General features: G+C 44.3%; 24 protein-coding genes and 1 tRNA gene. 16 read left to right on the top strand and 9 right to left on the bottom strand.

Annotation, left to right across the window (positions count from 1 at the left end):
• The 4 genes from J7K63_09020 (at window position 1) to J7K63_09005 (ending at window position 4,395) form a co-directional block, all read left to right on the top strand.
• A complete protein-coding gene (locus J7K63_09020) occupies window positions 1-1,002 on the top strand; it encodes a PorV/PorQ family protein (protein ID MCD6235161.1) in 1,002 nt (333 codons plus the stop codon).
• A gap of 77 nt (window positions 1,003-1,079) precedes the next feature.
• Window positions 1,080-2,384, top strand: coding sequence for a hypothetical protein (locus J7K63_09015; protein MCD6235160.1), 1,305 nt, complete (start codon window positions 1,080-1,082; stop codon window positions 2,382-2,384).
• Window positions 2,385-2,422: 38 nt separating this feature from the next.
• Entirely contained in the window at window positions 2,423-3,721 is a 1,299-nt protein-coding gene (locus J7K63_09010; GenBank protein MCD6235159.1) for a T9SS type A sorting domain-containing protein, read from the top strand.
• 155 nt (window positions 3,722-3,876) lie between these two features.
• A complete protein-coding gene (locus J7K63_09005) occupies window positions 3,877-4,395 on the top strand; it encodes a hypothetical protein (GenBank protein MCD6235158.1) in 519 nt (172 codons plus the stop codon).
• A gap of 111 nt (window positions 4,396-4,506) precedes the next feature.
• Here J7K63_09005 and J7K63_09000 read toward each other — a convergent pair.
• From J7K63_09000 to J7K63_08980, 5 genes are all read right to left on the bottom strand, one after another.
• Window positions 4,507-4,580, bottom strand: a tRNA-Met gene (locus J7K63_09000).
• A gap of 69 nt (window positions 4,581-4,649) precedes the next feature.
• Complete coding sequence (locus tag J7K63_08995) at window positions 4,650-5,918, bottom strand: hypothetical protein (protein ID MCD6235157.1); 1,269 nt, start codon at window positions 5,916-5,918, stop codon at window positions 4,650-4,652.
• A 27-nt stretch (window positions 5,919-5,945) separates the two neighbouring features.
• On the bottom strand, window positions 5,946-7,391 hold the full coding sequence (locus J7K63_08990; protein ID MCD6235156.1) for a glutamate--tRNA ligase: 1,446 nt from the start codon (window positions 7,389-7,391) through the stop codon (window positions 5,946-5,948).
• Window positions 7,388-7,684: a hypothetical protein gene (locus tag J7K63_08985; GenBank protein ID MCD6235155.1), complete on the bottom strand. Its 297-nt coding sequence runs from the start codon at window positions 7,682-7,684 to the stop codon at window positions 7,388-7,390. Before J7K63_08985 ends, J7K63_08990 begins: the two co-directional genes overlap by 4 nt.
• A gap of 112 nt (window positions 7,685-7,796) precedes the next feature.
• A complete protein-coding gene (locus J7K63_08980; GenBank protein ID MCD6235154.1) occupies window positions 7,797-8,132 on the bottom strand; it encodes a hypothetical protein in 336 nt (111 codons plus the stop codon).
• Between the two features lie 170 nt (window positions 8,133-8,302).
• On the opposite strand from J7K63_08980, the gene mqnE reads away from it, so the two are divergent.
• Both mqnE and J7K63_08970 read left to right on the top strand, forming a co-directional pair.
• Window positions 8,303-9,415 (top strand): aminofutalosine synthase MqnE, encoded by a 1,113-nt coding sequence (gene mqnE, locus J7K63_08975; GenBank protein MCD6235153.1) that lies wholly within the window; start codon window positions 8,303-8,305, stop codon window positions 9,413-9,415.
• Window positions 9,412-10,215, top strand: a complete 804-nt coding sequence (locus J7K63_08970; protein ID MCD6235152.1) for a hypothetical protein — start codon at window positions 9,412-9,414, stop codon at window positions 10,213-10,215. The genes mqnE and J7K63_08970 overlap by 4 nt, the downstream gene beginning before the upstream one ends.
• Here J7K63_08970 and J7K63_08965 read toward each other — a convergent pair.
• Genes J7K63_08965 through J7K63_08950 form a run of 4 tightly spaced genes read right to left on the bottom strand, consistent with a single transcriptional unit; the run spans window position 10,200 to window position 14,432 of the window.
• Window positions 10,200-10,991, bottom strand: a complete 792-nt coding sequence (locus tag J7K63_08965; GenBank protein MCD6235151.1) for a slipin family protein — start codon at window positions 10,989-10,991, stop codon at window positions 10,200-10,202. The two genes, J7K63_08970 and J7K63_08965, sit on opposite strands and share 16 nt — an antisense overlap.
• A gap of 12 nt (window positions 10,992-11,003) precedes the next feature.
• Entirely contained in the window at window positions 11,004-12,305 is a 1,302-nt protein-coding gene (locus tag J7K63_08960) for a nodulation protein NfeD (GenBank protein ID MCD6235150.1), read from the bottom strand.
• Window position 12,306: 1 nt separating this feature from the next.
• Window positions 12,307-13,290, bottom strand: coding sequence for an NAD(P)-dependent oxidoreductase (locus J7K63_08955; protein ID MCD6235149.1), 984 nt, complete (start codon window positions 13,288-13,290; stop codon window positions 12,307-12,309).
• Window positions 13,287-14,432: a GNAT family N-acetyltransferase gene (locus J7K63_08950; protein ID MCD6235148.1), complete on the bottom strand. Its 1,146-nt coding sequence runs from the start codon at window positions 14,430-14,432 to the stop codon at window positions 13,287-13,289. The genes J7K63_08955 and J7K63_08950 overlap by 4 nt, the downstream gene beginning before the upstream one ends.
• Window positions 14,433-14,531: 99 nt before the next feature.
• Here J7K63_08950 and J7K63_08945 point away from each other — a divergent pair, with 99 nt between their 5' ends.
• From J7K63_08945 to J7K63_08900, 10 genes are all read left to right on the top strand, one after another.
• On the top strand, window positions 14,532-15,782 hold the full coding sequence (locus J7K63_08945) for a DUF1343 domain-containing protein (GenBank protein ID MCD6235147.1): 1,251 nt from the start codon (window positions 14,532-14,534) through the stop codon (window positions 15,780-15,782).
• A 60-nt stretch (window positions 15,783-15,842) separates the two neighbouring features.
• Entirely contained in the window at window positions 15,843-16,385 is a 543-nt protein-coding gene (locus J7K63_08940) for a hypothetical protein (GenBank protein MCD6235146.1), read from the top strand.
• 52 nt (window positions 16,386-16,437) lie between these two features.
• The gene (locus J7K63_08935; GenBank protein MCD6235145.1) at window positions 16,438-17,463 is read left to right on the top strand and encodes a hypothetical protein; all 1,026 of its coding nucleotides are present in this window, start codon (window positions 16,438-16,440) and stop codon (window positions 17,461-17,463) included.
• A 63-nt stretch (window positions 17,464-17,526) separates the two neighbouring features.
• Window positions 17,527-18,438, top strand: coding sequence for an N-acetylmuramic acid 6-phosphate etherase (gene murQ / locus J7K63_08930; GenBank protein MCD6235144.1), 912 nt, complete (start codon window positions 17,527-17,529; stop codon window positions 18,436-18,438).
• 80 nt (window positions 18,439-18,518) lie between these two features.
• A complete protein-coding gene (gene rfaD, locus J7K63_08925) occupies window positions 18,519-19,484 on the top strand; it encodes an ADP-glyceromanno-heptose 6-epimerase (GenBank protein MCD6235143.1) in 966 nt (321 codons plus the stop codon).
• On the top strand, window positions 19,484-20,743 hold the full coding sequence (locus J7K63_08920) for a diguanylate cyclase (protein ID MCD6235142.1): 1,260 nt from the start codon (window positions 19,484-19,486) through the stop codon (window positions 20,741-20,743). Before rfaD ends, J7K63_08920 begins: the two co-directional genes overlap by 1 nt.
• A 5-nt stretch (window positions 20,744-20,748) precedes the next feature.
• Window positions 20,749-21,738: a tRNA dihydrouridine synthase DusB gene (dusB, locus tag J7K63_08915; GenBank protein ID MCD6235141.1), complete on the top strand. Its 990-nt coding sequence runs from the start codon at window positions 20,749-20,751 to the stop codon at window positions 21,736-21,738.
• Window positions 21,739-21,859: 121 nt separating this feature from the next.
• Complete coding sequence (gene lon, locus J7K63_08910; protein ID MCD6235140.1) at window positions 21,860-24,235, top strand: endopeptidase La; 2,376 nt, start codon at window positions 21,860-21,862, stop codon at window positions 24,233-24,235.
• Window positions 24,236-24,252: 17 nt separating this feature from the next.
• Window positions 24,253-25,572 carry a GTPase gene (locus J7K63_08905; protein MCD6235139.1) on the top strand — a complete coding sequence of 440 codons (1,320 nt, stop codon included), beginning with the start codon at window positions 24,253-24,255 and terminating at the stop codon, window positions 25,570-25,572.
• Window positions 25,572-26,107, top strand: a 536-nt coding sequence (locus J7K63_08900; protein ID MCD6235138.1) for a carbamate kinase, incomplete at its 3' end; no start/stop codon positions are given. The genes J7K63_08905 and J7K63_08900, both read left to right, overlap by 1 nt.

The following is a 26,107-nucleotide window of genomic DNA, read 5'->3' as shown; positions in this document are numbered from 1 at the left end:
ATGATAAGTAAACATATTCATCTGAAACACTGCCTTGGAATCATTCTCATGTTCTGCATGATTTCCGGTCTTCATGCTGAAAATAAAAAATTGGGGCAGACCGGATTTCAGTTTTTGAGCGTCACGAATGATGCCCGAAGCAGTGCATTGGGGAATGCAGCCACGACGCTGGAAAATGGCGTGAATTCTCTCTTATTCAACCCGGCCGGAATGGCAAGGTCCGATAAGACGATTGAATTGACAGCCAGTCAGAATCAGTGGATTGATAATATCCAGCACAATACCTATGCCCTCGCATTCCGACCCGGAGACGGACGTATGGGTGTTTTCGGACTGACAGCTCAATCAGTGGATTATGGCGAAGTCCAGGGAACACTCCCTTGGCAAAATGATCAAGGCTATGTGGATACGGAAATCATGTATCCCTCCGCTTTTGCTGCCGGTATCGGTTACGCTGTTGCCCTTTCAGACAAGTTTTCCGTAGGTGGCAGCATCAAGTATTCCGGACAACAACTGGGAAAAAGCATTGTCCCCGATGCAGACAGCCTGAAAGTGAAGAAAAATCTTGCAAATGCCACATCCTTTGATTTTGGAACCCAGTTTAAAACCGGTTTTAAAAGCCTGGCATTCGGCATGACTTTCCAAAATTTTTCCGAAGAAATAAACTTCGAAAGGGAAAACTTTCAACTTCCTCTGACCTTTACCATTGGCATTACCATGGACTTACTGGATTTGATGCCTGAAAAACCCAAAGGGCAGGAACTCTGGTTTTTTGCGGATGTTACCCATCCGCGATCTTATCCCGAACAGGTTAATCTGGGCATTGAATACGCCTTTATGAAAACGCTCTATCTTAGAGGCGGCTATATGATGAACAGTGACGAACGGGATTTTACCGTTGGAGTCGGACTTCAGAAATTCGGTTTTTCCTTTAATTATGCATATACGCCTTTTGGAGTGTTTGATTATGTGCAGCGGATCACCCTTGGCTTTGGATTTTAATCCATGTACGCATGATAAACTATTAATAATTGACATTTGATAAGAATGATACTAATATTACGCGAAGGAGACTAAAGATGAAGAAGGGATTAATACTGGGCTTGCTGACTTTGCTGGTTGCAATGTTTGGTGTGACAGGATGTGAGGATACAGATTATCCGGATAGTGCTTTTGATCCGAATGATCCCGGAAAACCCACTCCCGTGATTACTGAGGTCAATCCGGCCTTGAATTCATTCCAGGCAGTAGGCCTTGTGGAAATATACGGAGAGAATTTTTCCGAAAATATTTCTGAAAATGTGGTCTTCTTTAATGAAGGCATTGGCTTTCCCGAACCGGCTGAAACGGATCTGACGGCCAGCCCCCAAAAAATGGCGGTGTATGCACCGGTGATTATTAAGGATCCTGCCCAGTGGTCCATGGATTCCGTGAAAGTGCGTATTGCAGTCCAGGGAGCCTACCTTTTTGGTAATTATATGGATGAAGATGGAAATTTTATTCCTTATACCCTGGAAAAACCGGCTGTGGAATATGGTGCCTTCTCTGATCAAATACTTCCCCTGGCCGTCGCTGTGGATAAGGATGAGAATGTGTATGTAACCTCAGAAGACGGGAATGTATATAAACTCATGCCGACGAAGCATGATTCCATGATTATCTATGCAGACCGTAGTCATAATAATATGACTGACTTGAAATTTGCACCTAACGGTGACCTTGTGTATGCCAGAAATTATACAAAATTATATTACTTCCCGGCTGGTGGTGGTTCTCGACAAACCGGCATTGCGTTTGGCGGCAGGGTGTATGCTATTGATTGGGATGCCAGTGGAATCCTTTATGCAGCAGGTAATACCAATAATCTTTTTGCTCTTTTAACCGATGGTGCCACTATTGTTGAAAATGATGTTTATGAAGATTATATCGTTCATTCCTTGAAAGTCTTTAACAGTGAAATTTATACGCTGGCTGAATATACCGGTTCTGATACAACGATTGCAGAATATGGTATTTATAAACATGATATTCAGGCAAATGGTGTTGTCAGTGCCAAATCACTCGTTGTAGACTGGAAAGATACGGGATTTGATGATACGACACCTGTCTTTATGGTTCTCGATGAAAATGGTAATGCTTTTGTCAGCGGAGCGGATGATGGCGTTCCTCTGGTTCACGTCAATCTGAGCGACGGTTCCGCAAAAGCAATTTATAACTATCCGAATCCCGCCCTTTCTACAAAGGCTGTACATATGGCATTTGGAAATGATAATAAACTGTATATGGTCAGAAGAAGTGACAGGACAGATGATAATGCACCTACACCGCGGCTGATTCGTGTCAGTCTGGATGTAAATGGAGCGCCTTATTACGGACGTCCATAAGAATAAAGAAAAAAGGTTAACCAAAAAAGGAGAACGAGATGAAAAAAATGTTAGTTGTTGTTGCTGTTTTGCTCGCAGCTACCATGGCTTTCGCGGGATGGGATAGCGGGACGATGTTTCCTGCAGGTCCTGATTCTGTTGTGTCCTACGGACAGGGTATTGCTGTAGACGGAAACGGCCGGATATGGTATTGTTCATACTATGCTATGGACTCTATCTATGTGCCGGCTCCTGCAGACAGTTTTGTAGCCTGCCGGGGAATTAAAGTTTTCAATCCGGATGGAACCCTTGAAACAACCGTGAAAACTTTTGGTCCCCTGGATCCTTCCGAAAGCTACTTTGGCTATGAAGTGGATACTTTCTGGTATTCAATGCGCGGTATGGATACCAATCCTGATGGCGATGTGATTGTCTGTATGTATGATACATATTACATTGTAAGCAAGGATGATTTTACAACAAAAATGATTGTAAAACAGCCATTCGGTGAAAACTCTATTACCAAAGTTGCTACGGATTCAGAAGGTAACTACTTCCTGAATATGGTTGTTGCAGGCGGTAACCCCATCAAAGCTTTTGATCCCGATGGATTCCTGATTGATGACGTGGTTCCCGGTGACCTGACTTCCGGTTACTCCAGGACAATTGAAGTCTCTCCCGATGCGAACGATATCTATTTCTACAGTTTTACCGGATCGGGCGTGATTATTTTCCACAGTGACGACGGGCTTGATGGTGATTACACATCCCAGATTGACACAATTCCGGGATTGCTGGTTGAATCTGCGAATTGGTCTCCCGATGGACTGCTCTGGATGGGTGTGCATCCCTCTAGTGTTGGATTTCCGGCAAACGGACATGTGGCTTGGGATCCGACAACAAAAACAGTCGTTGATTCATTAATTCCTGACACATTACAAACTGCAGGTGGCGCGGCTCTGCCTCGTGGTATTGCATTTGCCGATGAAAATACGGCATACGTTACCTATTTCAACACCTGGGATAACAATGGTATCTATAAGTTTGTGAAGTCAGGAGAAGGTATTTGGGAAACGGAAGGTGTTTTCGGACCGAAATCCTTTACACTGAAAGCCAACTATCCCAACCCCTTCAATCCCGCCACTACAATCAACTTCAACCTCACTGCCGGTGCAAATGTGAACCTCTCCATCTATGATGTGAATGGTAAACTTGTTGAAACTCTGGTGGATGGTTATCGTGAAGCCGGTGACTACACCTCTACATGGAATGGCTCAAATGTCGCTTCCGGTACCTATCTGTACAGACTGACAGTCGACGGCCAGTCCATTACACGGAAAATGACTCTGCTTAAGTAAGCAGATTTATGTCTTGATAAAAAGCCCCGGACACGGGGCTTTTTATTTTTTATGCATTTTTTTATTTCTGTATTGTTGATTTTGAATTACATTTTATGTACGTTCAACAGCTTGAGTTCAGCAATATTGAATTTGAAAAATACTGGGAGTAAATAATGAAGAAATTTTTGATGTCTGTACTCTGGGTTGCCCTCTTTGCCGGATTGGGTGCAATGTATTACTATCAGACAACATTTGATGCCCGCATTCATTCCATGAACGAAAGAGCCGGGAAAATTGAAGAAAAATATCAGAAATTCACAGATCAGCTTGACAATCTTGAAGTTAAGTTTGTAGGAAGAGCTAAACACGTTCGCCAAAATCAGAATGATATAAAAAATATCTACAACAAAATTGAAGATGTTAAAAGAGCTCACAGCCAGGATATATTTTTAATCAATACACGTGTTGATTCCCTGGGTGCCGTTGTCGATAACAACCTGAATAACCTTGAAACACAAGTTGAAGCTTTAAGGAAAGTAACCACCAGTCTGAGAGCAATGGTAAATCAGACCCAGATTACAAACAATCAGAAAATTCAAAAACTTTCCCGTGACCTGGAAGCTCTTCAGAAAAAGGTTGAAGACATAGAAGTTATGGTCCTGCCTAAAGAAGGTGATAAAAAACGTCGCTAAAGATCATTACATAATACTTTGATAGAAAGGGAGCAATGAATTTTCATTGCTCCCTATTTTTTAAGCTCAAAATAAAAAACCCTTTCAGAAAAAGGGTTTTTAAAAAAGCAGTAGCGAAGCAGGGATTCGAACCCCGGACACGCGGATTATGATTCCGCTGCTCTAACCAACTGAGCTACTTCGCCGTCAAAAAGCCTGAAATAATACGAAATAATTTAAAAAAATTGCAAGGACTTTTAACATATTCCTGATGATTAATACCGATCGTACAATTCAAGGATAGGGTAAAACTGAACACGTACTTCGGCAAGACTTTCCAAAAGCGAAACGGGCAGTTCCAGCTCGTAAACTCCTACATAAGGCGCCTGTTTTACATATAACTGAATATTCGAACGGGAGGATGTCATGATGAGGAGGGGTTTGAAATTGTCAAGGATGCTTAATCCATCATAACGGTTTATTTCACGCAGATCCAAATATTGTCCGTCAATAAAAGTATGTATAATTCGTCCCTGCCCGTCTGTTAACTCGATAACCGGGATTGTCCGGTAATGTCCTAACTGAATATCCCGCTGTAACTGAAAAGGAATATCTGAATAATCTGCCTGAAAAGTGAGATAGGAATAATAATAGTCATTTTCTGTGTCAACCTGTTGGAAGGGAAGAATATCTGTCAGTTCTTCAAGCAAATCCGGATGAAGTTGATATGAGACTTCAATACGAATGGTCCCTCTGTGAGGTCTGTATGGAAGCGTGGAGATGTTTGGCTCATTAATTTGAACCAGATAAGGATTCTGCAGTAATTCGTATATGGCCTGACTAGTCGTGTTCAGATTCTCCCGTTCCATATCAAGCCGCAATTTGGCTTCAGTTTGATTGAATCTCAAAACCGTCGTGCCGGCAGGAGGCCGGAGAGTGGTCAAGCCATGTGATTTTGATTCCCGTTCTTTTCCCTTTCCCAACTCTGTGGTTATATTTAACAATTCACGCCGTGCAGCTTCCAGTGTCTCAGTATCAATATATCCCTCATCTGTAGGTGATTCATTATTCACTGTAAAATCCAAATCAAGGGATTCTGTCTGGTACAATTTCGCCAGATGATGTATCAACGCACTTTTTAATGCTCTTTTATCCGACAGATATGCCGTAAAGGAACTTTCACCGGCCGTCTGCCAGCTTTTGATATGGATGGAACTCAAATGAATCAGAATATCTCCTTCTGCCGATGAGTGGTATATGGATCCCATCAGTATGTAACGGTTCGATGGAAATTGAGGATCCTGTTCTCTGAATGTGATGGCTTCCGACATGGTATATTCCGGATGGAGTATCAAACCGGGAAGACGAAACTTTTCCTGAAATATCATCTCAGACAACCCTTTTTCAAGCCAGTCCAGGGATGCATCGTCGGTTTTATTCTCAAAATCCAGAATGTATATATCCTTATCTACAGGAGCGGCTGCACAAAGAGTGAACCCTATGCCGAGAAACATGACAATACGGGACATGACAGGTCTTTTCATAGTACCCCCGCAGGGAATTTAGCGTGTTTATGTTTGCAAATAATCTAAGGCTTTTTTCAGTCTTCTTATAACGATCTCTTTTCCCAGGAGTGACAACAGCTCAAAGAGTCCCGGACTTACGGAAAATCCGGTAACGGCAAGCCGAACGGCATGAATCAATACCGCCGCCTTTTCACCGGCTTCGTCTGTGATAGTACGAAGGGTATTTTCCAGATTTTTCGGATTAAAAGATTCGAGTCCTTCCAGTGCTTTCATGTAGTGGGTCATGAGATTTTGTATTTGTGGGTGAGCCCATCGCTTTTCTACAGCCTCGGGATCGTAAGATACCGGATCTTTCAACATGTAAGATCCGAATGATACAAAGTCAGTGATAAGCTTCATCCGCGTTTTCAATAAATCGATGGCACGGTTCAGATAAACAGTTTTATCTTCAATGTCATCCTGAGATATAAGTCCAGCCTTCAACCATGCCTGGGTCACCAGTGGAAAAAGTTCTGCGGAAGATTTCCTTGAGATGTGCTGGCCGTTGATCCAGATCATTTTTTGCAGATCAAAGATGGCCCCCTTTTTTGATACATCCGTAATTTTGAATTTCCGAATCAGTTCATCCGGTGTATAAAGTGTCTGGTTTCCCGATGTTCCCCATCCCAGATGAATCAAACCGTTTATAAACCCTTCGGGCAGGAATCCCATATTCCGGAATTCCCCCACCGAGGTGGCACCATGCCGTTTACTTAAGCGTTTCCCGTCCGGTGCCAGAATCAGGGGGACGTGGGCAAAACGGGGAACGGGGTATTCCAGGGCAAGGTAGAGGTGTATCTGCTTTGGTGTATTGGAAAGGTGATCTTCACCACGGATGACATGGGTTATCCCCATCAGGGCGTCATCAACCACAACAGCCAGGTGATATACCGGCGTTTTATCAGAGCGCATGATAATGAAATCATCAATTTCCGAGTTTTTGACTTCGATGGATTTGAAAACCATATCCTTGAAGCGTGTAACACCTTCATCCGGAACCTTCAGACGCACTGTAAACGGAAGGTTTTGATCCAGTTTTTGTTGAATCTCCTTCTCTGTCAGATTCCGGCAGACACCACTGTAACGATAAGGCCTGTTTTCCCGGGCGGCCTTTTCTTTCTCTTTCTCAAGGATTTCTTTTGTACAAAAACAGCGATACGCCTTGTGCTCTTTCAATAAAGTGTCCACAGCGTGCCGGTGCGCCTGAATGTTGTCAGACTGGAGTACATAGGGTTCATCCGGCAAAAGCCCCAGCCAGGATAAGGAGTCCAAAATCTGTTCTGTCATCTCCCGGGATGATCGTTCGGTATCCGTATCCTCAATCCGTAAGAGATATGTTCCGCCTGTACTTCGGGCGTATAAATAATTAAAAAGGGCTGTTCTGGCCCCGCCTATGTGCAGATATCCGGTTGGACTGGGAGCAAAACGCACCCGGTTTGCTGTTTGATTCATTCTCGATCCGTGTCTTCCTCAGTAGATTCAGGTAAAATTTCTTCTTCCTCCGGGATGCTTTCTTCTGTATAGGCATCCTCATATTCTTCATAAGGATCATTAAATTCCAGAGAAATTCCTCCGGTCCAGTGGGTAATAAAATTATAAAGAGCACCGGCAGCGGTGACAAAGAGGCTGAAGAAAAATGCATTTGATATAGCCAGACTTAATAATGTAAAAAAAGAAAGAGGTCCCGATAAGGTTGTACCTCCCATACCCATATCACTCATGGATTGATGCATCATCTGAACCAAGACATTTCCCATAAAGATGAAAAGAATCAAAAATAACAGCCCGGATACTAAAAACGTGTTCCTGAATAATGGCCATAAGCCAATGCGCCGAAGCTCAAGTTCCAAAATTACCTCACTTTATTTTCAGTTTAAATAGATTAGAAGCCGGTTGGTGGACAACTCTCCCGGGTTTTTTTAATTCTTCAGGGAGCAAATCATTTAAGGGTATACCTTGACGAACCTGTTCCTCAAGGTTACGCTGGGTTTCTCCCACATCCTGTAACTGATCCAGGGCCTTCAAAATATCCTCATGAAATGCATTAATCGTGAATTCCAGCCGTTTAATCAATTCCTCTGTTAAACGCTTGCCATAAACATCCCCAAAATCCCGGGTCAGGGTGTTTAATTTCTCTTTGATCAGGGTCATTCGTTGTTCCGGATCTGTCAAATTTACAGCCGGTTTTGTCATGTTTCCTTTTAAAGGCTTCAGGGGAGGCATATGTTTTCTCCATATTTATATCTTAATTTAATGTCTTATATGATGTATTTCAAAAGACAATTCAGGACTCGATAATGGCTTTTATTTCAGATCCGGCACGAATGATGTAAATTCTTCCTGTAAATGATATAAAGGTTTTCATGACACAGGCTCTTACATCAGCACATCAAATTTATTTTAAAGGATTTGAATCCCTGGCAGAAAAGGTTTTGACAGGTCAGCGCCTTTCTTTTGAAGAGGGTGTCCGCCTGTTTCGCGATGTTTCGCTCCCTGTGGCTGGTTATCTTGCCAACATTCGACGGGAAAGTGTCTCTAATCATAAAGCCTATTACATCCGGAATCAGGTGATTAATTATTCCAATATCTGTGTAAACCACTGTGCTTTTTGCGCTTTTCACAGGAAACGGAATACGACCGGTGCCTATACCCTTTCACTTGCGGATATTGAAAAAAAAGTTCGGGATCATCTCGGCGAACCGATTAGTGAGATTCATGTGGTGGGTGGACTGCATCCTGATCTGCCCTTTGATTATTACCTGGAAATGATTCGATTATTAAAGGCACACCGGCCGAAAGCCGTGTTAAAAATGTTTGATGTCGTTGAAATTGACTACTTTTCCCAAATTTCCGGCAAAACTGTTGAACGTGTCCTTGAGGATTTAATTGAAGCCGGATTGCAGGCCATGCCGGGAGGGGGTGCGGAACTCTTTGCACCCAGGGTGCGGAAAATTCTCTGTCCTGAAAAAATTTCCGCCGAACGATGGATTGAAGTTACAAAGATAGCTCACAAAATGGGCCTGAAAAGTAATGCTACCATGTTGTACGGCCATGTTGAAACTCCGGAAGAACGGGTGGATCATATGATTCGGATACGGGAATTGCAGGATGAGACCGGGGGAATCCTCAATTTTATCCCCTTGCCATACCAGCCCTTTAATAATGCCCTGAAAGGAAAAAGAACCCATGCGGGGGATGATTTGAAAGTTCAGGCTGTGAGCCGTTTGATGCTGGATAATATCCCCCATGTAAAAGCTTTCTGGATCTATCTGACCCCGCCTGTGGCCCAGACAGCCCTGAATTTTGGTGCCGATGATATTGATGGAACGGTGATTGAAGAACATGTGGCCCATGAAGCCGGTGCCAAGACCCGGTCCGCCATGACCGTCAATGAACTGAAAGCACTGATCCGTTCTGCCGGATATATTCCCGTTGAAAGGGATACCTTTTTTCGGGAAATAAGGAATGACCGATGAAAACGATTCGTTTGGGGGGTATTGATTTTATCAATGCCTATCCTTTAGTCCGTGCACTGCCGCCTGAAAGGGATTCGGATTTGAATGTGAAGCTGATGCTGGCAGAACCGCCACTGCTTTATAAAAAGTTGCTTCAACATGCCCTTGATGTGGCCATGATTCCCACATATTCTTTTTTTGAAAATACTTTGCCTTTCATGTCAGGTCACTATGTCATTGCCAGCGACGGCCCCGTCCGCTCTGTCTGCCTTTATAGTCAAAAAAAGCTGGAAGACGGTGCCTTGATTGCCCTGGATACTAAAAGCCGGACTTCCGTCCGCATGCTTAAAATTCTTTTAAATGACACTGGATATCGGAATATTCGCTATGTGTCCCTGCCTTTTGAAGCCATGCTTTTACGAAAAGATATTGACGCTTTTTTGTTGATTGGTGATGATAATTTTCAGCCGGGTATCCCGGATTTGCCGGTTCACATCGATCTGGGGAAATGGTGGAAAGATACGTTTGGCACTCCTTTTATTTATGCCGTGATCGCTGCTTTTGAAAAAGAAGATTTGATGCCGGTTCACCTTTGGTTACATGAAAATTATTCTATCTGGAAAAGGCAACAGCAGATATGGGTTCATTCATGGAGCCGGCAGTTGAATATTCCTGAATCCGAATTATTGCACTATCTGACAAAAAATATCTGCCATATACTAAACCCCGAACAGGTTCAATCCGGGGTTCAGCTGTTTCAGGAATTGTGTGTTAAATACGGACTTATACGCCGTGCGAATACTTATCAGGTTTTTTTCTGATCAGCTTTCAATGTTTTTTTTTCAAAAAAACGTTTGAACGGTTCAAAAATATCCAGGGGGAGGGGGAATATGGTTGTTGTATTGTTTTCGCTGGAAATTTCAATGAGTGTCTGCAGATACCTGAGCTGGATAGCCGAGGGGTGTTCGTCAATAATTTCCGCTGCATCACTGAGTTTCTGGGCCGCCTGAAATTCCCCTTCGGCCGCAATGATCTTTGCCCGACGTTCACGCTCGGCCTCGGCCTGTTTGGCCATGGAACGCTGCATCTCAACAGGTAAATCAACATGTTTAATTTCCACATTGGCCACTTTAACACCCCAGGGATCGGTCTGGCGGTCTATGATCTCCTGCAGGGAATGATTGATTTTGTCCCGGTCTGACAGCAATTCATCCAGTTCACTCTGTCCCAGAATGGATCGGAGCGTTGTCTGGGAAAGCTGGGATGTGGCAAAATAGTAATCCTCAACCTGTACCACGGCCTTTTCCGGATTCAGAACTCTGAAATAGATAACGGCGTTTACTTTGACGGATACATTATCTTTTGTGATGATATCCTGCTCGGGTACATCCATAACCACAGTTCTCAAAGAGACTTTTACCAGTTTATCCACAAAAGGGATAACAATAATCAGTCCGGGCCCCTTGGTTTTAATTAAACGTCCTAAACGGAATATAACACCCCGTTCATACTCTTTCAGAACATGAACCGCCGATGAAAGAAACAAAATAACAATAATCGCAACCGTTAACATGGGAAAGAAGGATGGAGAAAACATAGTATGCCTCCTTTAGACTTTTTTTACTTTTAAAATCATGTTATTAACTTCGAGAACTTCGATTGATGTCCCTTTCGAAATTGTCTCATCCGCTACGGCTTTCCAGATTTCACCGTTCACAAAAACAGTTCCTCCTAATGGAGATATTTCTGTTTCGGCTGTACCTTTCAGGCTAATGAGACCTTCAAAACCGGTTATGGGGCGGTTTTTCATAGCTTTCACAACCAAGCGTACCACCACGATGATAAACAAGGCTGTTAAGATGACAACCGGATAAATAATTCCCTTTGATATCTGAATCAGAGGATCAGGGGAATCAATCAGCATAGTTGATCCGATGAGCATTGCCGCAAGTCCTCCTATGGTTAATAATCCGAAACTGACAATATTCACTTCCAGAATCAACAGGATTATCCCGAAAAGAATCAGGGCAATCCCCGCATAATTCACCGGAAGCATCTGAAATGAAAAAAAGGCAATCAATAAAAAGAGGACACCCAACACACCGGGAAAGACTGATCCGGGATGGGTTATCTCAAAAAAGAGCCCGTAAAAACCCAGCATGAGAAAAATATAAGCAATATTGGGATTGCTGAAGGCATCCAGGAGGCGGTCTGTCCAGGACATTTCACGCTGTATTACTTTTTGATCAGGCAGATTCTCGGGGAGTGTGACCGTTTTTTCATTGACCTGAAAGCTTTTTCCCCGGAGAATATTCAGAAGGGATTTGAGATTTGCGGCTACAGTATCCACAACATGTAATGCCACTGCTTCATTAGCCGTTATTGACACGGATTTTCTGACAGCATCTTCTGCCCACTCTGCATTACGGCCTGTCTTTTCCGCCAGGGAACGGATGTAAGATACGGCATCATTCTCAGTCTTTTTACCCATAATATTCAGGCTGTCCCGGGCTTGTCCGCCGAATATGCCACCCCCGCCGCCTGCCGGAACCGGGTGGGCTGCACCAATATTGGTCCCGGGCGCCATAGCTGCATAATGAGACGCCAGGGTTATAAAAACACCGGCTGAAGCGGCTTGTGCTCCTGAAGGGGCAATATATACGATAAACGGGATGGGTGAATTTAACTCCGTTTTTATAATATCCTTCATGGCCGTCATGAGTCCACCCGGCGTATCCATTTCAAGAATAAAACAGAGAGCCGAATCCTTAACGGCCAATTCCAGGCTGTTTTCGATATATCGGGATGAAGCCGGATTGATAATGCCGTCTAAATGGACATTGTATATGACGCCCCCGTACAGAAGGAACGGAATGCATAACAACGCAAATGATGTGGAGATTTTTTTCATGTTATAACCATTGATGGTGCCTGTACCAATTGTAGGTATCTCTGAGTCCAATCTCCAGAGGATATTTGATGGTGTATTCCAGGAAACTCAGTATTTTTTCGCTTTTACAACACCAGGCAGGTTGTTTTAATTCCCTGTATTTACTCATATTTACCAGGGGTGCTTTTCCCCTTATGGTGCCGGCTAAACCGGAAATATAGGCGGTACTTCCCATCATGAATCGGGTAATGGGTACGGGAATAGCCCGTTTTTCCATCACCGTTTCCAATTGGGTGAGCAGATCGTTCAAATTATGAATATCTGTGCCGTCGTTGACATAGAAGATCTCGTCATGGTTCAGACGGGGATTCAGGATAAGTCCGGTGATCATGGAGCACAAATCGCTGACGTGAATCATAGAAAGCTCCTGAATGCCTTTATGAACAACAGGTTTGATCCTGTGGTGTATCATTTGAAATACTTTTAAAAAACCTCGATCTCCCGGGCCATATACGGCAGGCGGACGGATGACCACTTTTTGAAAATCCCCGGAGGAAAAGAGAAGGCGGCTTTCCCCCATGAGCTTGGATTTCCCGTAATCACTGACCGGATTTGCCAGCTGGTATTCCGAAAGGGGGTGTCCCGGTTTGGATGGACCTGCAGCTGCAAGAGAGCTGATAAATATGAATTGTCGGATTTTGGGGATGCGGGAGGTAGCCTCTGCCAGAATCCTGGTAGGTTCACTGTTGTGCCTGATATACCTGTAAAGACTTGTCTCACTGACGGATCCGGCCAGATGAATGACTGCATCACATATTTTCAGACTGTTTTCCCACGATTTGGGCTCCCGAATATCCCCCCGGACCAGGGTAAGGTTGGGATGGGACTTGCCTGTATAATTCCGGTGATGCATTAAAAGAATCACTTCATAACCCTGATCCAGTAAAAGCCCGGTCAGATGCCGGCCGATAAACCCGGTTCCTCCTGTTAAGAAAATTCGACTCATTCCACAATCTTCCTTTCATAAATCCTGTATGTTTTATATCGTTCAGCACCCAGGCTCGCAATAATATGGTTCATGACTGTATTGCTTTCGAGAATCCAGGACATTTCCGCCCATTTTACCCCGTCTTTTAATGCCTGTTCGTATAGCATGTGATACATCAGACTGTCAATACCAAAATGTCTGAACTCTTCCAGTACACCCATGATAAATACGCGATACGATTCAAATTTGTTTTTATGGCGGATCATCATCCGGATGGTCCGTGGTGATAAAAGCCGGCCGTTCAAATGAATCAGCTGCTCGTTAACGTTTGGCAGGCAAATAGCTGTTCCAACAGCCTGTCCGTTGATTTCAGCAATCCATAAATAATCGGGATTGGCAATTTTCAACAGGTCATGAATGGTTTTTTTGGCTTCTTCCGGAGTCAGTGGAACGGCACCCCAGTTTTTATCCCATGCCTGATTGTAAATGGATATAATCTTTTCCGCTTCTTTCTGGACGTGTTTGGTATCGATCTTCCTGACAACCAGTCCCGGCATCGTCCGGGCCAGTAATGCCACATCCTGAATTTTTTTCGGCGGTTTTTCCTCAAGATTGGCTTTCCAGGCATACAAATCCTGGATCTTTGTAAAACCCGATCCCTCAAATAAACGAATATAATATTTTGGGTTATAGGTCATTTCAAATACGGGCGGCTTGTTAAATCCCTGAATCAGTAATCCTACATTGTGATTAACTGAAAAGTTTTCAGGTCCCCATATCCTGTCGCACCCCTTTTCTTTTAACCACAGTTCTGCCGCATTGAAAAGGGCTGCTGCTCCCCGGAGGCTGTTGATGCATTCAAAAAAACCAATAAAACCGGTCCTGTCATGATGAAACTGATTATGGCGCGTATTGGTGTGTGCAGATATCCTCCCGATGACCTGGCGCATCCGGTAAGCCAAAAACAACTGGGCTTCAGAATGCCTGAAATAGGGATTTTTCTTTTTGTTGAAGAACTTTTTCTGCTCGGAAATGACCGGCGGAACCCAATTCGGATCCTTCTTGTAAATTTTCCAGGGAAACATGATGAATTTACGCAATTGCCGTTTTGTTTTTACAGGAACAATAGTAATGCCCTGATGATCAAGTTGAGCTTTCATGTGCATTTCCTTATGAAAATTATTGTGTCATTGTATCGTGCAACATAATAAATTTATCTGTGAATGTATGTAAAATAAACAACTAAGGAGTTATTTCACATGAAAAGAACGGCTGTTTTTATATTTTTTCTTGTCATTTTGACAGGATTATTGAGTTGCAGTTCAAACAGGACCCGGCAAACCCAAACCGGCCTGGATATTTTAACTCAAGAGGGATGCACCCTGCTGAAGGGCAAAAATGTAGGTATAGTCACGAACCATACTGCGTATAACAGGAAGGGGGAACATTTATCAGATATCATCCATGCCCTGGAAGATGTAAACCTGACGGCGATTTTTGCACCGGAACATGGTTTTCGGGGGACTGCAGAAGCCGGAGAACACATTACCGAGGGGATTGATTCCCAAACGGGTGCGCGCATATACAGCATTTACGGATCCACCCGAAAACCAACGCCCGACATGTTGCAGGATGTGGACATTCTGGTCTTTGATATTCAGGATGTGGGTGCGCGGTTTTATACCTATATCTCAACGATGGGAAATATCATGGAAGCCGGGGCGGAAAACGGCATTCCTGTGATTATTCTTGATCGACCCAACCCCCTGGGAGGATGGGTGGAGGGCCCTCTTCTGGATATACAATGGAAATCCTTTGTGGGAATGTACCCCATTCCGATTCGTCATGGACTCACAGTGGGTGAGCTGGCTCAAATGATTAAAGGGGAAGGCTGGATCCATGAAGCCGAAGCCCTTGATTTGACGGTTATTGCCATGAAAAACTGGCAGCCGAAAATGTTCTGGCAGGAAACCGGACTGACATGGATCGACCCCTCACCCAATATCGGTGGAATGAATCAGGCCACATTGTATCCGGGGCTCTGTCTGCTTGAAGCCACCAATGTGTCTGAAGGGAGGGGGACAGATCATGCCTTTGAATGGATCGGTGCTGATTTTATTCAGGGTGAGGAACTGGCCGAAGCACTCAAGGCTTTGAACATTGAAGGACTGAACATCGAACCGGTTTCATTCACTCCTGTCGATCTGCCGGGTAAGGCCACAAATCCGAAATTTGAAAATGTGGAAATTGAAGGAATATGCCTTACGGTCACCGACTATGAAGCCTTTGAATCGGTAACTTTTGGCATAACCTTGCTGAGAACTCTGAATAAACTCTATCCGGAGGCATTTGAAATATCCCGACCCGAATGGGCAAACCGCCTTTGGGGACAGGAATCTCTAAACCAGGCTATGAAAGGCGAACTTTCCTTTGAAAACCTCATGATGCGTGTCCGCCAGGATGTGGAAGACTTTCTTCCCCTGAAAGAAAAGTATTCGCTTTATCGTTAAAGCTGCAGTTGATTTTATGAGTGAATAAAACTATTTTCATAGAAAAGCATGGAGTCTTTGATGAAATCAACTTTCTCCCTTCTTCTGACGATGCTTCTGCTCATTTCCTCCAGCCTGTCTGCCGGGGACGGGTACCGGGATATCCCCTGGGGAAGCTCGAAAAATGCAACACGGAAGGTTGCCCTGGAATACTTTGGTGATAATTATTACGAAACAGAATCAAAACTCATTTTTACCGACTCTTTTCAGGGAAATGATGCCATTTATACCTTTGTGTTTTCACAGGATTCACTGCATACGGTAGCCATTCAATCAGAGTTGCCTTACCTCCTGACCGATGAGAAGACCTTTTCTGATATGTTCGATAAATCCGAAAAGGAAGTGGAAAAATTGATCCGGCGCGTCAGTGCAAAATATGGACAACCCGTACTTCAGGAAAAGGTAGGGACGGATTTATTTCTCCGTTGGGAATTGGACGATACGGAAATTGAGCTGTTTGTTGAACGGAGTTATAAATATAAAATGATTATGACTTATCGATGGATTTCCTATTTTGAGAAAAAACTGGAAAAACGTCAACAAAAGTATCTGAACGAACTCTAATACCATTCGTAACATAAACTATTACATCATGAAATCATGAAGGGGTTAATTTTTGCCTGACGGAATTGGACTGATATCCGGTGGACTCGATTCACTGTTGGCTATGCGACTGATGATGGAGCAGAATCTGGAACTGCTGGGAATTGTCATTGATACAGGATTTTCTTCTATGTTTGAGGAAGAAGGAAAATCAAATGCTTATGCGGAGAAACCTTCTATCACAGAGATTGCCCGGCACATGGGATTCCCCCTGGAAATTATCCCGGTGCATGAGGAATACTGGGATATGGTAAAAAATCCCCGACACGGCTATGGAAAACACATTAATCCCTGCCTGGATTGCAGGATTCTCATGTTAAAAACGGCAGCCCGGGTGATGCATGAAAAAAAAGCAGCCTTCGTTTTTACCGGTGAAGTCATCGGTCAGCGTTCCAAAAGCCAGTTGTCCCACCAACTGAAAATTTCTGAACGTGAAAGCGGACTGGAAGGACGTCTGTTAAGACCTTTGTCGGCAAAATGTCTTCCGCCTACCATTCCTGAAAAAGAGGGATTGGTAAATCGGGATTTACTGGAGGATATCAGGGGAAGAAGCCGTAAACGTCAGCTTGAACTGGCTGCCAGGTGGGGCCTTGAAGATCTGTCGGTTGCAGGGGGAGCAAACTGTTTCCTGATTGACGGCGGATATGCAACACGGATGAAAGATCTTTTCCGGTATAAGGGAAAAGAAAATGTAACTGAATCCGACAGGAAATTGTTACGGGTGGGACGGCATTTCAGGCTTTCCGAATCCCTGAAATTGATCATATCAAGAAATGAGAACGAACATAAACGGCTTTTGGAGATTGCTTCCGGATTGCCTATGCTGGAATGTGTTGATGTAATCGGGGCGGTGGGTGTCTTGTCCGGGACCTTCACAAACGCGGATGTGCAGAGAGGGGGTGAACTGCTGGGCCGTTATAGTAAAGGCCGAAACAGTAAATCTGTCCGGGTGGCACTGACACAAGACGGAAAAACCCTTCAAACCTTTCATGTTTCTCCCGAAAAGGACCGGCAGGTTCTGGATAATTTGTTGATTTAATCCGATATTGGAATATTTATGATTAACTTGTAAAATTGCCCGTTGAAACAACAGGGGAGCACTATGGCCATCAGTGACAAACACACGGAAATGCAAAATCTGGCGAGTATGAATATTGATGAAATGGATACCGGTGAAATTCTTTATCTCATAAACAAAGAGGATAAATCTGTTCCCCTCGCTGTGGAAAAGGCAATTCCTGCAATCGGGGAATTTGCGGATAAAGTCGTTGAAAGTTTTCGAAAAAAGGGAAAGTTGTTCTATATCGGTGCCGGAACAAGCGGCCGCCTGGGTGTTTTGGATGCGTCAGAAATTCCCCCTACCTATTCAGCTCCCAATTCCCTGGTTCAGGGAATTATGTGTGGCGGACTCGCGGCGCTGGTCACAGCTGTTGAAGGGGCTGAAGATGAATATGACGAGGGTGTTAAAATTGTGGACGAGCGGGGGCTGACAGAAAAGGACTGTCTTCTGGGAATCACAACAAGCGGTATGGCCTCCTATGTCCATGGCGCCCTGAAACGTGCGAAGGAAATCGGAGTTACAACCGGACTCCTGGTTTGTAATGAATTTGATAAACCGGATTATGTGGATGTGCTTATAAAAACTATTGTGGGACCGGAAGTGATTACCGGTTCAACCCGTATGAAAGCAGGGACTGCCACAAAATTAATCCTGAATATGATTTCGACATCGGCGATGGTTCTCATGCATAAAACCTATGGGAATCTCATGGTGGATCTGATGACAACCAATAAAAAATTGTGGGACCGTGGGGCACGCATTGTGAGGCATTGTACCGGTATTGATTATGACAAAGCCATGGATCTTTTAACCAAAGCCGGTGGGCGGGTGAAAGCAACCCTGGTGATGGCTTCTTTGAATGTATCTTACGAAGAAGCCGAAAAACGTCTTGTAAAACATGACGGATCCCTTCGGAAAACACTGGATGAAGAAGGAATTACACTTAATTTATAGGGTTTTAAGTGGAGTTCCGGGTATTCATCACTCCCCCAATTGTGTATATTTACAATATGTAACAAGCGACGGATTATCACATGAACTATAACGGAAAAAAGATACTGATTACAGGCGGTGCAGGATTCATTGGATCAAATCTCGTGAAAACAATCACCTCCCGGTGGCCTGATGCCGAAATCTGTGTTTTGGATGCTTTTGTGAATGGCCATTTCAAAAATCTGATCGGTTATCAGGGGGAATTAATTGCCGGGGATCTGACCGATGAGAATATTTTAAGGCAATTAAAAGACAGGCACTTTGATGTAATTTTTCATCAGGGAGCCATAACCGATACAACAGTGAGTGACCAGAAAAAAATGATAGAGGTGAATACAAACTCCTTTTCATTTCTTCTGGATCTTGCCTCCCGCAATCAGGCCTCCCTCGTCTATGCCTCAAGCGCTGCAGTTTATGGCAATTCCCCCTCACCCAACAGGGTGGGAAAAGGAGAAATTCCCGAAAATGTCTATGGCTATTCAAAATATCTGATGGATGAAATGACCCGCCTCTACCTTAAAAAGAATCCGGAACTTCAGCACAGTGTCACAGGACTTCGTTATTTCAATGTGTACGGCCCAGGGGAATATTATAAGGGCAAAATGGCTTCCATGATTTTACAACTTGCCCTGAAAATGCGAAGAAACATACCCCCCCGTCTTTTTAAATTCGGTGATCAACGACGGGATTTTGTATTTGTGGACGACATTGTCCAGGCAAATCTGAAAGCGGCTTCTGCAGGTTTTAGCGGGATTTTCAATGTCGGTTCTGGAGTTTCCAGGACCTTTAATGAAATTGTTGCAATTCTGAACGAAGCACTGGGAACAGATCACTATATAGAATATTTTGATAATCCATACACGTTTTACCAGAATAATACCTGTGCCGATATCCGTGAAACTCGTGATAAACTAGGCTACACTCCTGATTATACACTGGAAAAAGGGATACAAAAAACAGTAGAATGGATGCAATCTGCAATGAAGGATGCTGATCCCATAAGCTAATGGCTGAAATCAGCGAAAATCGACTGATCTGGATTTTAAATGATCAGAAAGACCTGATTGCCTTTCTCAGGGATGATTTATCAACAGAGACAATCAAGATTAAAAGTTTTTCTCCTGATCATTTACGTGATATAAAAAAAGAAATGCTCCATTTTCCGCCAGATTTAATGATCATTTGTCATCATAAACTGACGGATATTCTCCCTTTGGCAAACCGGGAGAAAATACCTCTGATAATGCTGGTTCCGGAACATGAATCATCCGTCTTGGAAGCCTATAACCATTTTCCGGTTGTCAAAATTCTTGAAATGTCCCAACCATATCAGTCAATACGTCCCGTTGTTTCAGAGTTTTTTAACGACTTAAGAAATCATGCAAAGAGCAAGATTTTATTTATTCTTCCGGACGAAACAGAACGAAAATTATTCAGAAATATCAGCAGGATTTACAAATACGGGGCTACATTTGCAGAAACTTATGCAGGGGCTGAAGAGCTTCTGAAGACTAAACCCTTTGATCTTGTGGTTGTCAATGCGGACTGTCAGGATGAAGATTCAGCATTGCTTTTAAGCAACATTCGGAGCAAAGATGCCAATTTGCCTGTTTTGGCCCTGTCTGCCGGCAATAGACGGGTTATGTTTCACAAGCTGTATGACATGGGTGTGAATGATTTTCTCCACATCCCTTTTGACATCGATGAACTCACGCTAAAAATCTCAGGTCTGCTTAGAACTGTCCTTTCTATGAAAGCGATTAAAAAGTTATCCGAGGTGGATTACCTGACTCAGTTGCTCAACCGGCGGAGTTTCTACGATCAGATCATGCCTTATATCAACCTTTCACGGCGTCAGAATCTGCCCTTTTCCATCATTATGACAGATATTGATCATTTTAAGCGGATTAATGATACTTTCGGTCATGATACGGGCGATAAGATTTTAATTGAAAGTGCAAAAATTATGCGGAATAATCTTCGTAATTATGATATCCTGGCCCGATTTGGCGGTGAGGAGTTTGTCATTTTCATATCCAATGTGAATGAGATCAATGCGATGTATGTGGCTGAAAAGCTTCGAAAGGGTTTCAAAGAGGGGTTGAACGACTGTTTGGATAAACCGGTGACTATGAGTTTGGGTGTTTCAACATGGTCCGGCGGAGAAGTGGACATTGATAAGTTGATCCAGCAGGCTGATAAAGCCCTTTATGTTTCAAAAAACAGCGGCAGGAACCGTGTAACTCATTTCAGGAATCTTCTCTGATTGATATGCAATCTCTTTTAGAAAAACTCAATATCGGGGTCCCTCTGTTTCTTGCCCCCATGGCCGGTGTTACGGATATGCCTTTTCGTCAAATCTGCCGGGATTTCGGGGCTGAAGTGACGTATTCCGAATTTGTCAGCTCGGAGGGTGTCATCCGGAATAATCGGAAAACCCTTCGTTATATGACATTCCAAGCGAGTGAACGGCCTGTCGGCATTCAAATTTTCGGCCACGATCCACAGGTTCTGGCCAATGCGGCAGTTTTTATTGAAAAAAATTTTAAACCGGACTTGATCGATCTGAATTTTGGATGTCCCGTTCCCAAAGTGGTCAAAAAGGGGGGCGGCAGTGCTGTGTTAAAAGATTTGGAACGGCTTCGGGATATTACCTCGGCGGTCTCATCGGCAGTAACTGTGCCCGTGACGGTTAAAATCCGTTCCGGATGGGATGATAAACATCTGATTATTCCACAAATCGCTCCGGTTTTGGAAGAGAGTGGCATTCAACTCATAACCCTTCATCCCCGGACAACTCTCATGCGATATAAGGGCCGGGCGGATTGGTCTTTGATCCGGCTTCTGAAACAAAATACCCGGTTGCCGGTTATCGGAAACGGGGATATTCGTACTGCCGATGATGCCCTGAGAATGATGGATGAAACCGGATGCGACGGCGTGATGGTCGGCAGGGGAGCCTTGGGGAATCCCTGGCTGCTCAGACAAATTAAAGCTGCTCTAAGCGGGAAACCGGTCCCTGAAAATCCTTCCCCTACGGAGAAAATTGACCTTATGAAAAAACATTTCAGGGATGTGGTGAGCTTTTACGGACCTGATCAGGGCTATAAGATTTTTAAGTCCCATCTTTCATGGTATACCACGGGCCTTCCCCATGGCTCCGGTTTCAGGCAAAAAGCAAATATGTGCCGATCTGCAAATGAAATGAAGGTCGTTATAGAATCTTTTCATACTCTGTTGAAAGAGCTCTCTGAAGGCTAATTTGCTTGAAAGAACCCCCAGTTTTCTCTAACTTTCACTTTCTGAGAGAGAGTATGAAAGCAAATGCCGGAAATAAATAAAAAAGCTCACCTATTTACCATGTTTTTGGAAAAAACCACCCATGCCATCAACTGAAAAAAAACGCAAATCACCGGATAGTTCTGATCAAATAAAACTGTTGGCTATCGATGGGAATGTCCCCTTTCCCAATATCATTTTTCCTGTCGTTGTCCGGGAAGAACGTCATCTTCAACTGATTCAGGATGCTGTCACGTCAGACAGGATCGTGGGGGTTTTTGCCCGGAAAAATCCGGATGATTTACTGGATGAATCCAATGATCTTTTTAAAGTCGGTGTTGCATGCCTGATCTTGAAAATGTTTCAAAGCTCTGACGGCTCCATGAGGGTACTTTTCCGGGGACTCCATCGCATCAGTCTGGATAAAATTGTTAAAGAAGAACCCTATCCTGTTGCCCGGGTTCATTCCCTTGTGGAAACAACCGGTAATTCGCTGAAGACCGAAGCCCTCACCCGGATGATTGCAGACCTTTTTCAGCAAATACTTGCTCTTTCACCGGTGCTTCCGGAAGAAATTCAGGAAATTGTTTTTTCTATTGAGGATCCGTCCAAACTCAGTGATTTGGTCACTTCCGCTCTGAATCTGAAAGTCTCTGAAAAACAACAAATACTGGAAGAAAACCGCATCACCGAGCGTTTGACCATTCTGGTCAGACTGTTGAAAAAAGAGCTGAAACTGATAGAGCTGAACGCTAAAATTCATGACCGGGTCAGTTCTTCTCTGAATCAGACTCAGCGTGAGTACTATCTCCGTGAGCAAATGAAAGCCATTCAGAATGAATTGGGCGAAGATGAAGAATCCAATCCGGAATTGTCTGAAATCCGGCATAAGATGAATTCTCTGCCTCTCTCAAAGGAGGCCCGGGAAGCCGCAGAAAAAGAATTGGACCGGCTGAAACTTATGCATCCCTCCTCATCGGAATATTCCGTCGGGAGGAATTACCTGGATTGGTTGCTGGGACTTCCCTGGGGAGCAAAGACAGATGCCATGCTGGAACTGAAAAAAGCGGCAGCCATTCTGGATGCAGACCATTACGGCCTTGAAGATGTTAAAAACCGCATACTTGAATTTCTGGCTGTTCTCTCCTTAAATAAAGAGGCAAAAAGTCCCATCCTTTGTTTTGTAGGACCTCCCGGGGTTGGTAAAACCTCTCTGGGGCAATCCATTGCTAAGGCTATGGGGCGGAAATTCATCCGTTTCTCTCTGGGGGGGATGCACGATGAGGCTGAGATCCGCGGTCACCGAAAAACATATATTGGTGCCATGCCCGGGCGGATTATCCAGTATATCCGAAAAATCGGTGTAAAAAACCCTCTCATCATGCTGGATGAGGTGGATAAGGTGGGACAGGATTTCAGGGGGGATCCGTCCAGTGCACTGCTGGAAGTCCTGGATCCGGAACAGAATTTTGATTTCAGGGATAATTACCTGGAAGTCAGCTTCGATCTGTCCAACGTTTTTTTTATAGCAACTGCAAATCAGGAATTTACCATTCCTGATGCTCTGCTGGACAGAATGGAAATAATCCATCTTCCCGGCTATATTACGCCGGAAAAAATCCAGATTGCTAAACGGTTTCTGGTTCCAAGGCAGGTAAAAAGCGCCGGTCTGACAGGTTCTCAGATTCGTTTTACAGCTAAAGCTATAGAAAATATTATAGAAAATTATACGATGGAAGCGGGAGTCCGTAAACTGGAGCAGTACATCAGTCAGATATGCCGGAAAGTCGCCAGAAAAATTGCCGAAGAACCTGGTTCTTCGCGGGTAAACATATCCACCAGGAATCTGGAAACATATCTGGGGCCTCCCCGGGTTTTTAAGGAAGAAGTCCCTCACCGGGATATGACAGGAGTTGCCGTGGGGCTCGCATACACAGAATCCGGCGGGGATGTGTTACCGGTGGAAGCCACCCTGATGAAGGGAACAGGCAGTCAGAAGATGACGGGACAATTAGGGGATGTCATGAAAGAATCGGTCAGTACGGCGATTTCATTTCTCCGGGCCAATGCCGATGTGTATGGCATCAAAACAAACCGATTCCTGGATTATGACATACATCTCCACTTTCCTGCAGCGGCAATTCCCAAAGACGGTCCCTCAGCCGGTGTTACGATTACTACGGCTGTCTTGTCTGTTCTTCTTCGAAAAAAAATCCGTCATGATATCGCGATGACTGGTGAAATCTCTCTTCGGGGAAGAATTCTTCCGGTAGGAGGGGTCCGGGAAAAAGTGACGGCTGCCCGGCGGGCAGGCATCAAACAGGTGATTCTACCGGCTGCCAATAAGGGCGATGTTGTACGTGTTCCGGAAGAAGTGAAAAACGGTATGACCTTTTATTATGTAACCCGTTATGAAGAAATTGAGTCCCTGGTTTTTCACGGAGAGATCAGAAAAGCGAAAAATAAAAAGTCAAAATAACAAAAAGAGAGGTAAGCATGAAACAACGAAAAAGAGTTTTGATTATGGGCGCAGCCGGACGGGATTTTCACAACTTCAATACCTATTACCGGGATAATGAGATGTATGAAGTGGTGGCCTTCACAGCGACTCAGATTCCCGATATCGACGGCAGGAAATATCCTGCGGAACTGGCGGGACACCTGTATCCCGACGGGATTCCCATTTATGATGAAGCCGATCTGGAAGATCTGATTTATAAACATAAAATTGATATTGTTAATTTTGCCTACAGTGATATATCTCATGAAAATGTTATGCACAAAGCATCCCGGGTGAATGCAGCCGGAGCGGATTTTGTCCTCCTGGGAGGCAATAAAACAATGGTTGAATCCACAAAACCGGTGATTGCCATTACAGCTATCCGAACCGGCTGTGGCAAGTCCCAAACAACCCGCCGGGTCATTAAAGCCCTGCATGAAATGGGGAAAAAAGTGGTTTCCATCCGCCATCCCATGCCCTATGGAGATCTGATCAAACAGTCCGTTCAGCGTTTTGCAGAATTGGAAGATCTTGAAAAACATGATTGCACGATTGAAGAGATGGAAGAGTATGAACCTCATATTGCCATGGGTAGTGTAATTTATGCCGGTGTGGATTATGAAAAAATCCTGAGGGAAGCGGAAAAAGAAGCGGATGTGATCCTCTGGGATGGCGGCAATAATGATACGTCTTTTTATAAGGCGGATCTGACAATTACCGTGGTGGATCCTCACAGACCGGGACATGAAACCACCTACTATCCGGGAGAAACAAATCTCCGTCTGGCGGATATTGTGGTAATCAATAAAATTGAAACCGCCAATCCTGAAGATGTGGAAACTGTCCGTCAGGCCGTTCGGGAGATTAATCCCCATGCCCGTATCGTAGATGCAACATCTCCCATTTTTGTGGAAGACGGTAATCTGATTAAAGGGAAACGGGCTTTGGTTGTAGAGGATGGCCCGACATTGACTCATGGTGAAATGCAGTATGGTGCCGGCATGGTGGCAGCTGAAAAGTACGGGGCTTCTGAAGCGGTGGATCCCCGTCCCTTTACAGTGGGAACCATTACCAAGACTTTTGAAAAATACCCGGACATCGGTATTCTTCTTCCGGCGATGGGATATGGTGAACAACAGATGAAGGATCTGGAAAAAACCATCGCCAAAACAGAATGCGATGTGGTAATCATCGGGACTCCCATTGATTTGCGCCGGGTTATCAAAATCAAACAGCCGTCCGTTCGGGTGACGTATGAGCTGCAGGAGATCGGCGAACCCACATTGAAAGAACTTCTCAAGGATTTTATCCGTTGATGCGGTCCAATAAAACAGCAGTCATTGCCCTTGGGGGAAACGCCATTTCCCCCGGGGGTAAAAGCAATATTCATGAGGAGTTTGCCAATACCCGAAAATCCATGGATTTAATGTTGACCTTTATTCGGAACGGATACCGGCTTGTCATTTCCCATGGAAACGGCCCCCAGGTGGGGAATGCCCTTCAGCGTGTGGAACTTTCCCGGGGCATTGTTCCGGAAACACCTCTGGGTGTATTGGTGGCCGACACTCAGGGAAGCATCGGCTATATGATTGAACAATCCCTGCAAAATAAGCTTCACGATGCCGGTATAAAAAAGGAAGTGGTCACGATTATAACTCAGGTTCTTATTGATAAAAACGACCCGGCGTGTACACATCCTACGAAATTTATCGGGCAGTTTTTCACAGAGAAAGAAATTCAGCCTCTGATAAAGAAACACGGCTGGAAAGTCCGGTATGTGGACGGAAAAGGCTGGCGACGCGTGGTGCCGTCACCCCAACCGGTAAAGGTTATCAATTCCCGCCTTATCCG

This window comes from Candidatus Neomarinimicrobiota bacterium, assembly GCA_021157965.1.
Lineage (GTDB): Bacteria > Fidelibacterota > Fidelibacteria > Fidelibacterales > Fidelibacteraceae > Fidelibacter.
The sequence above is the reverse complement of the archived record's forward strand: the minus strand, read 5'-3'. Positions and strand labels throughout refer to the sequence as shown.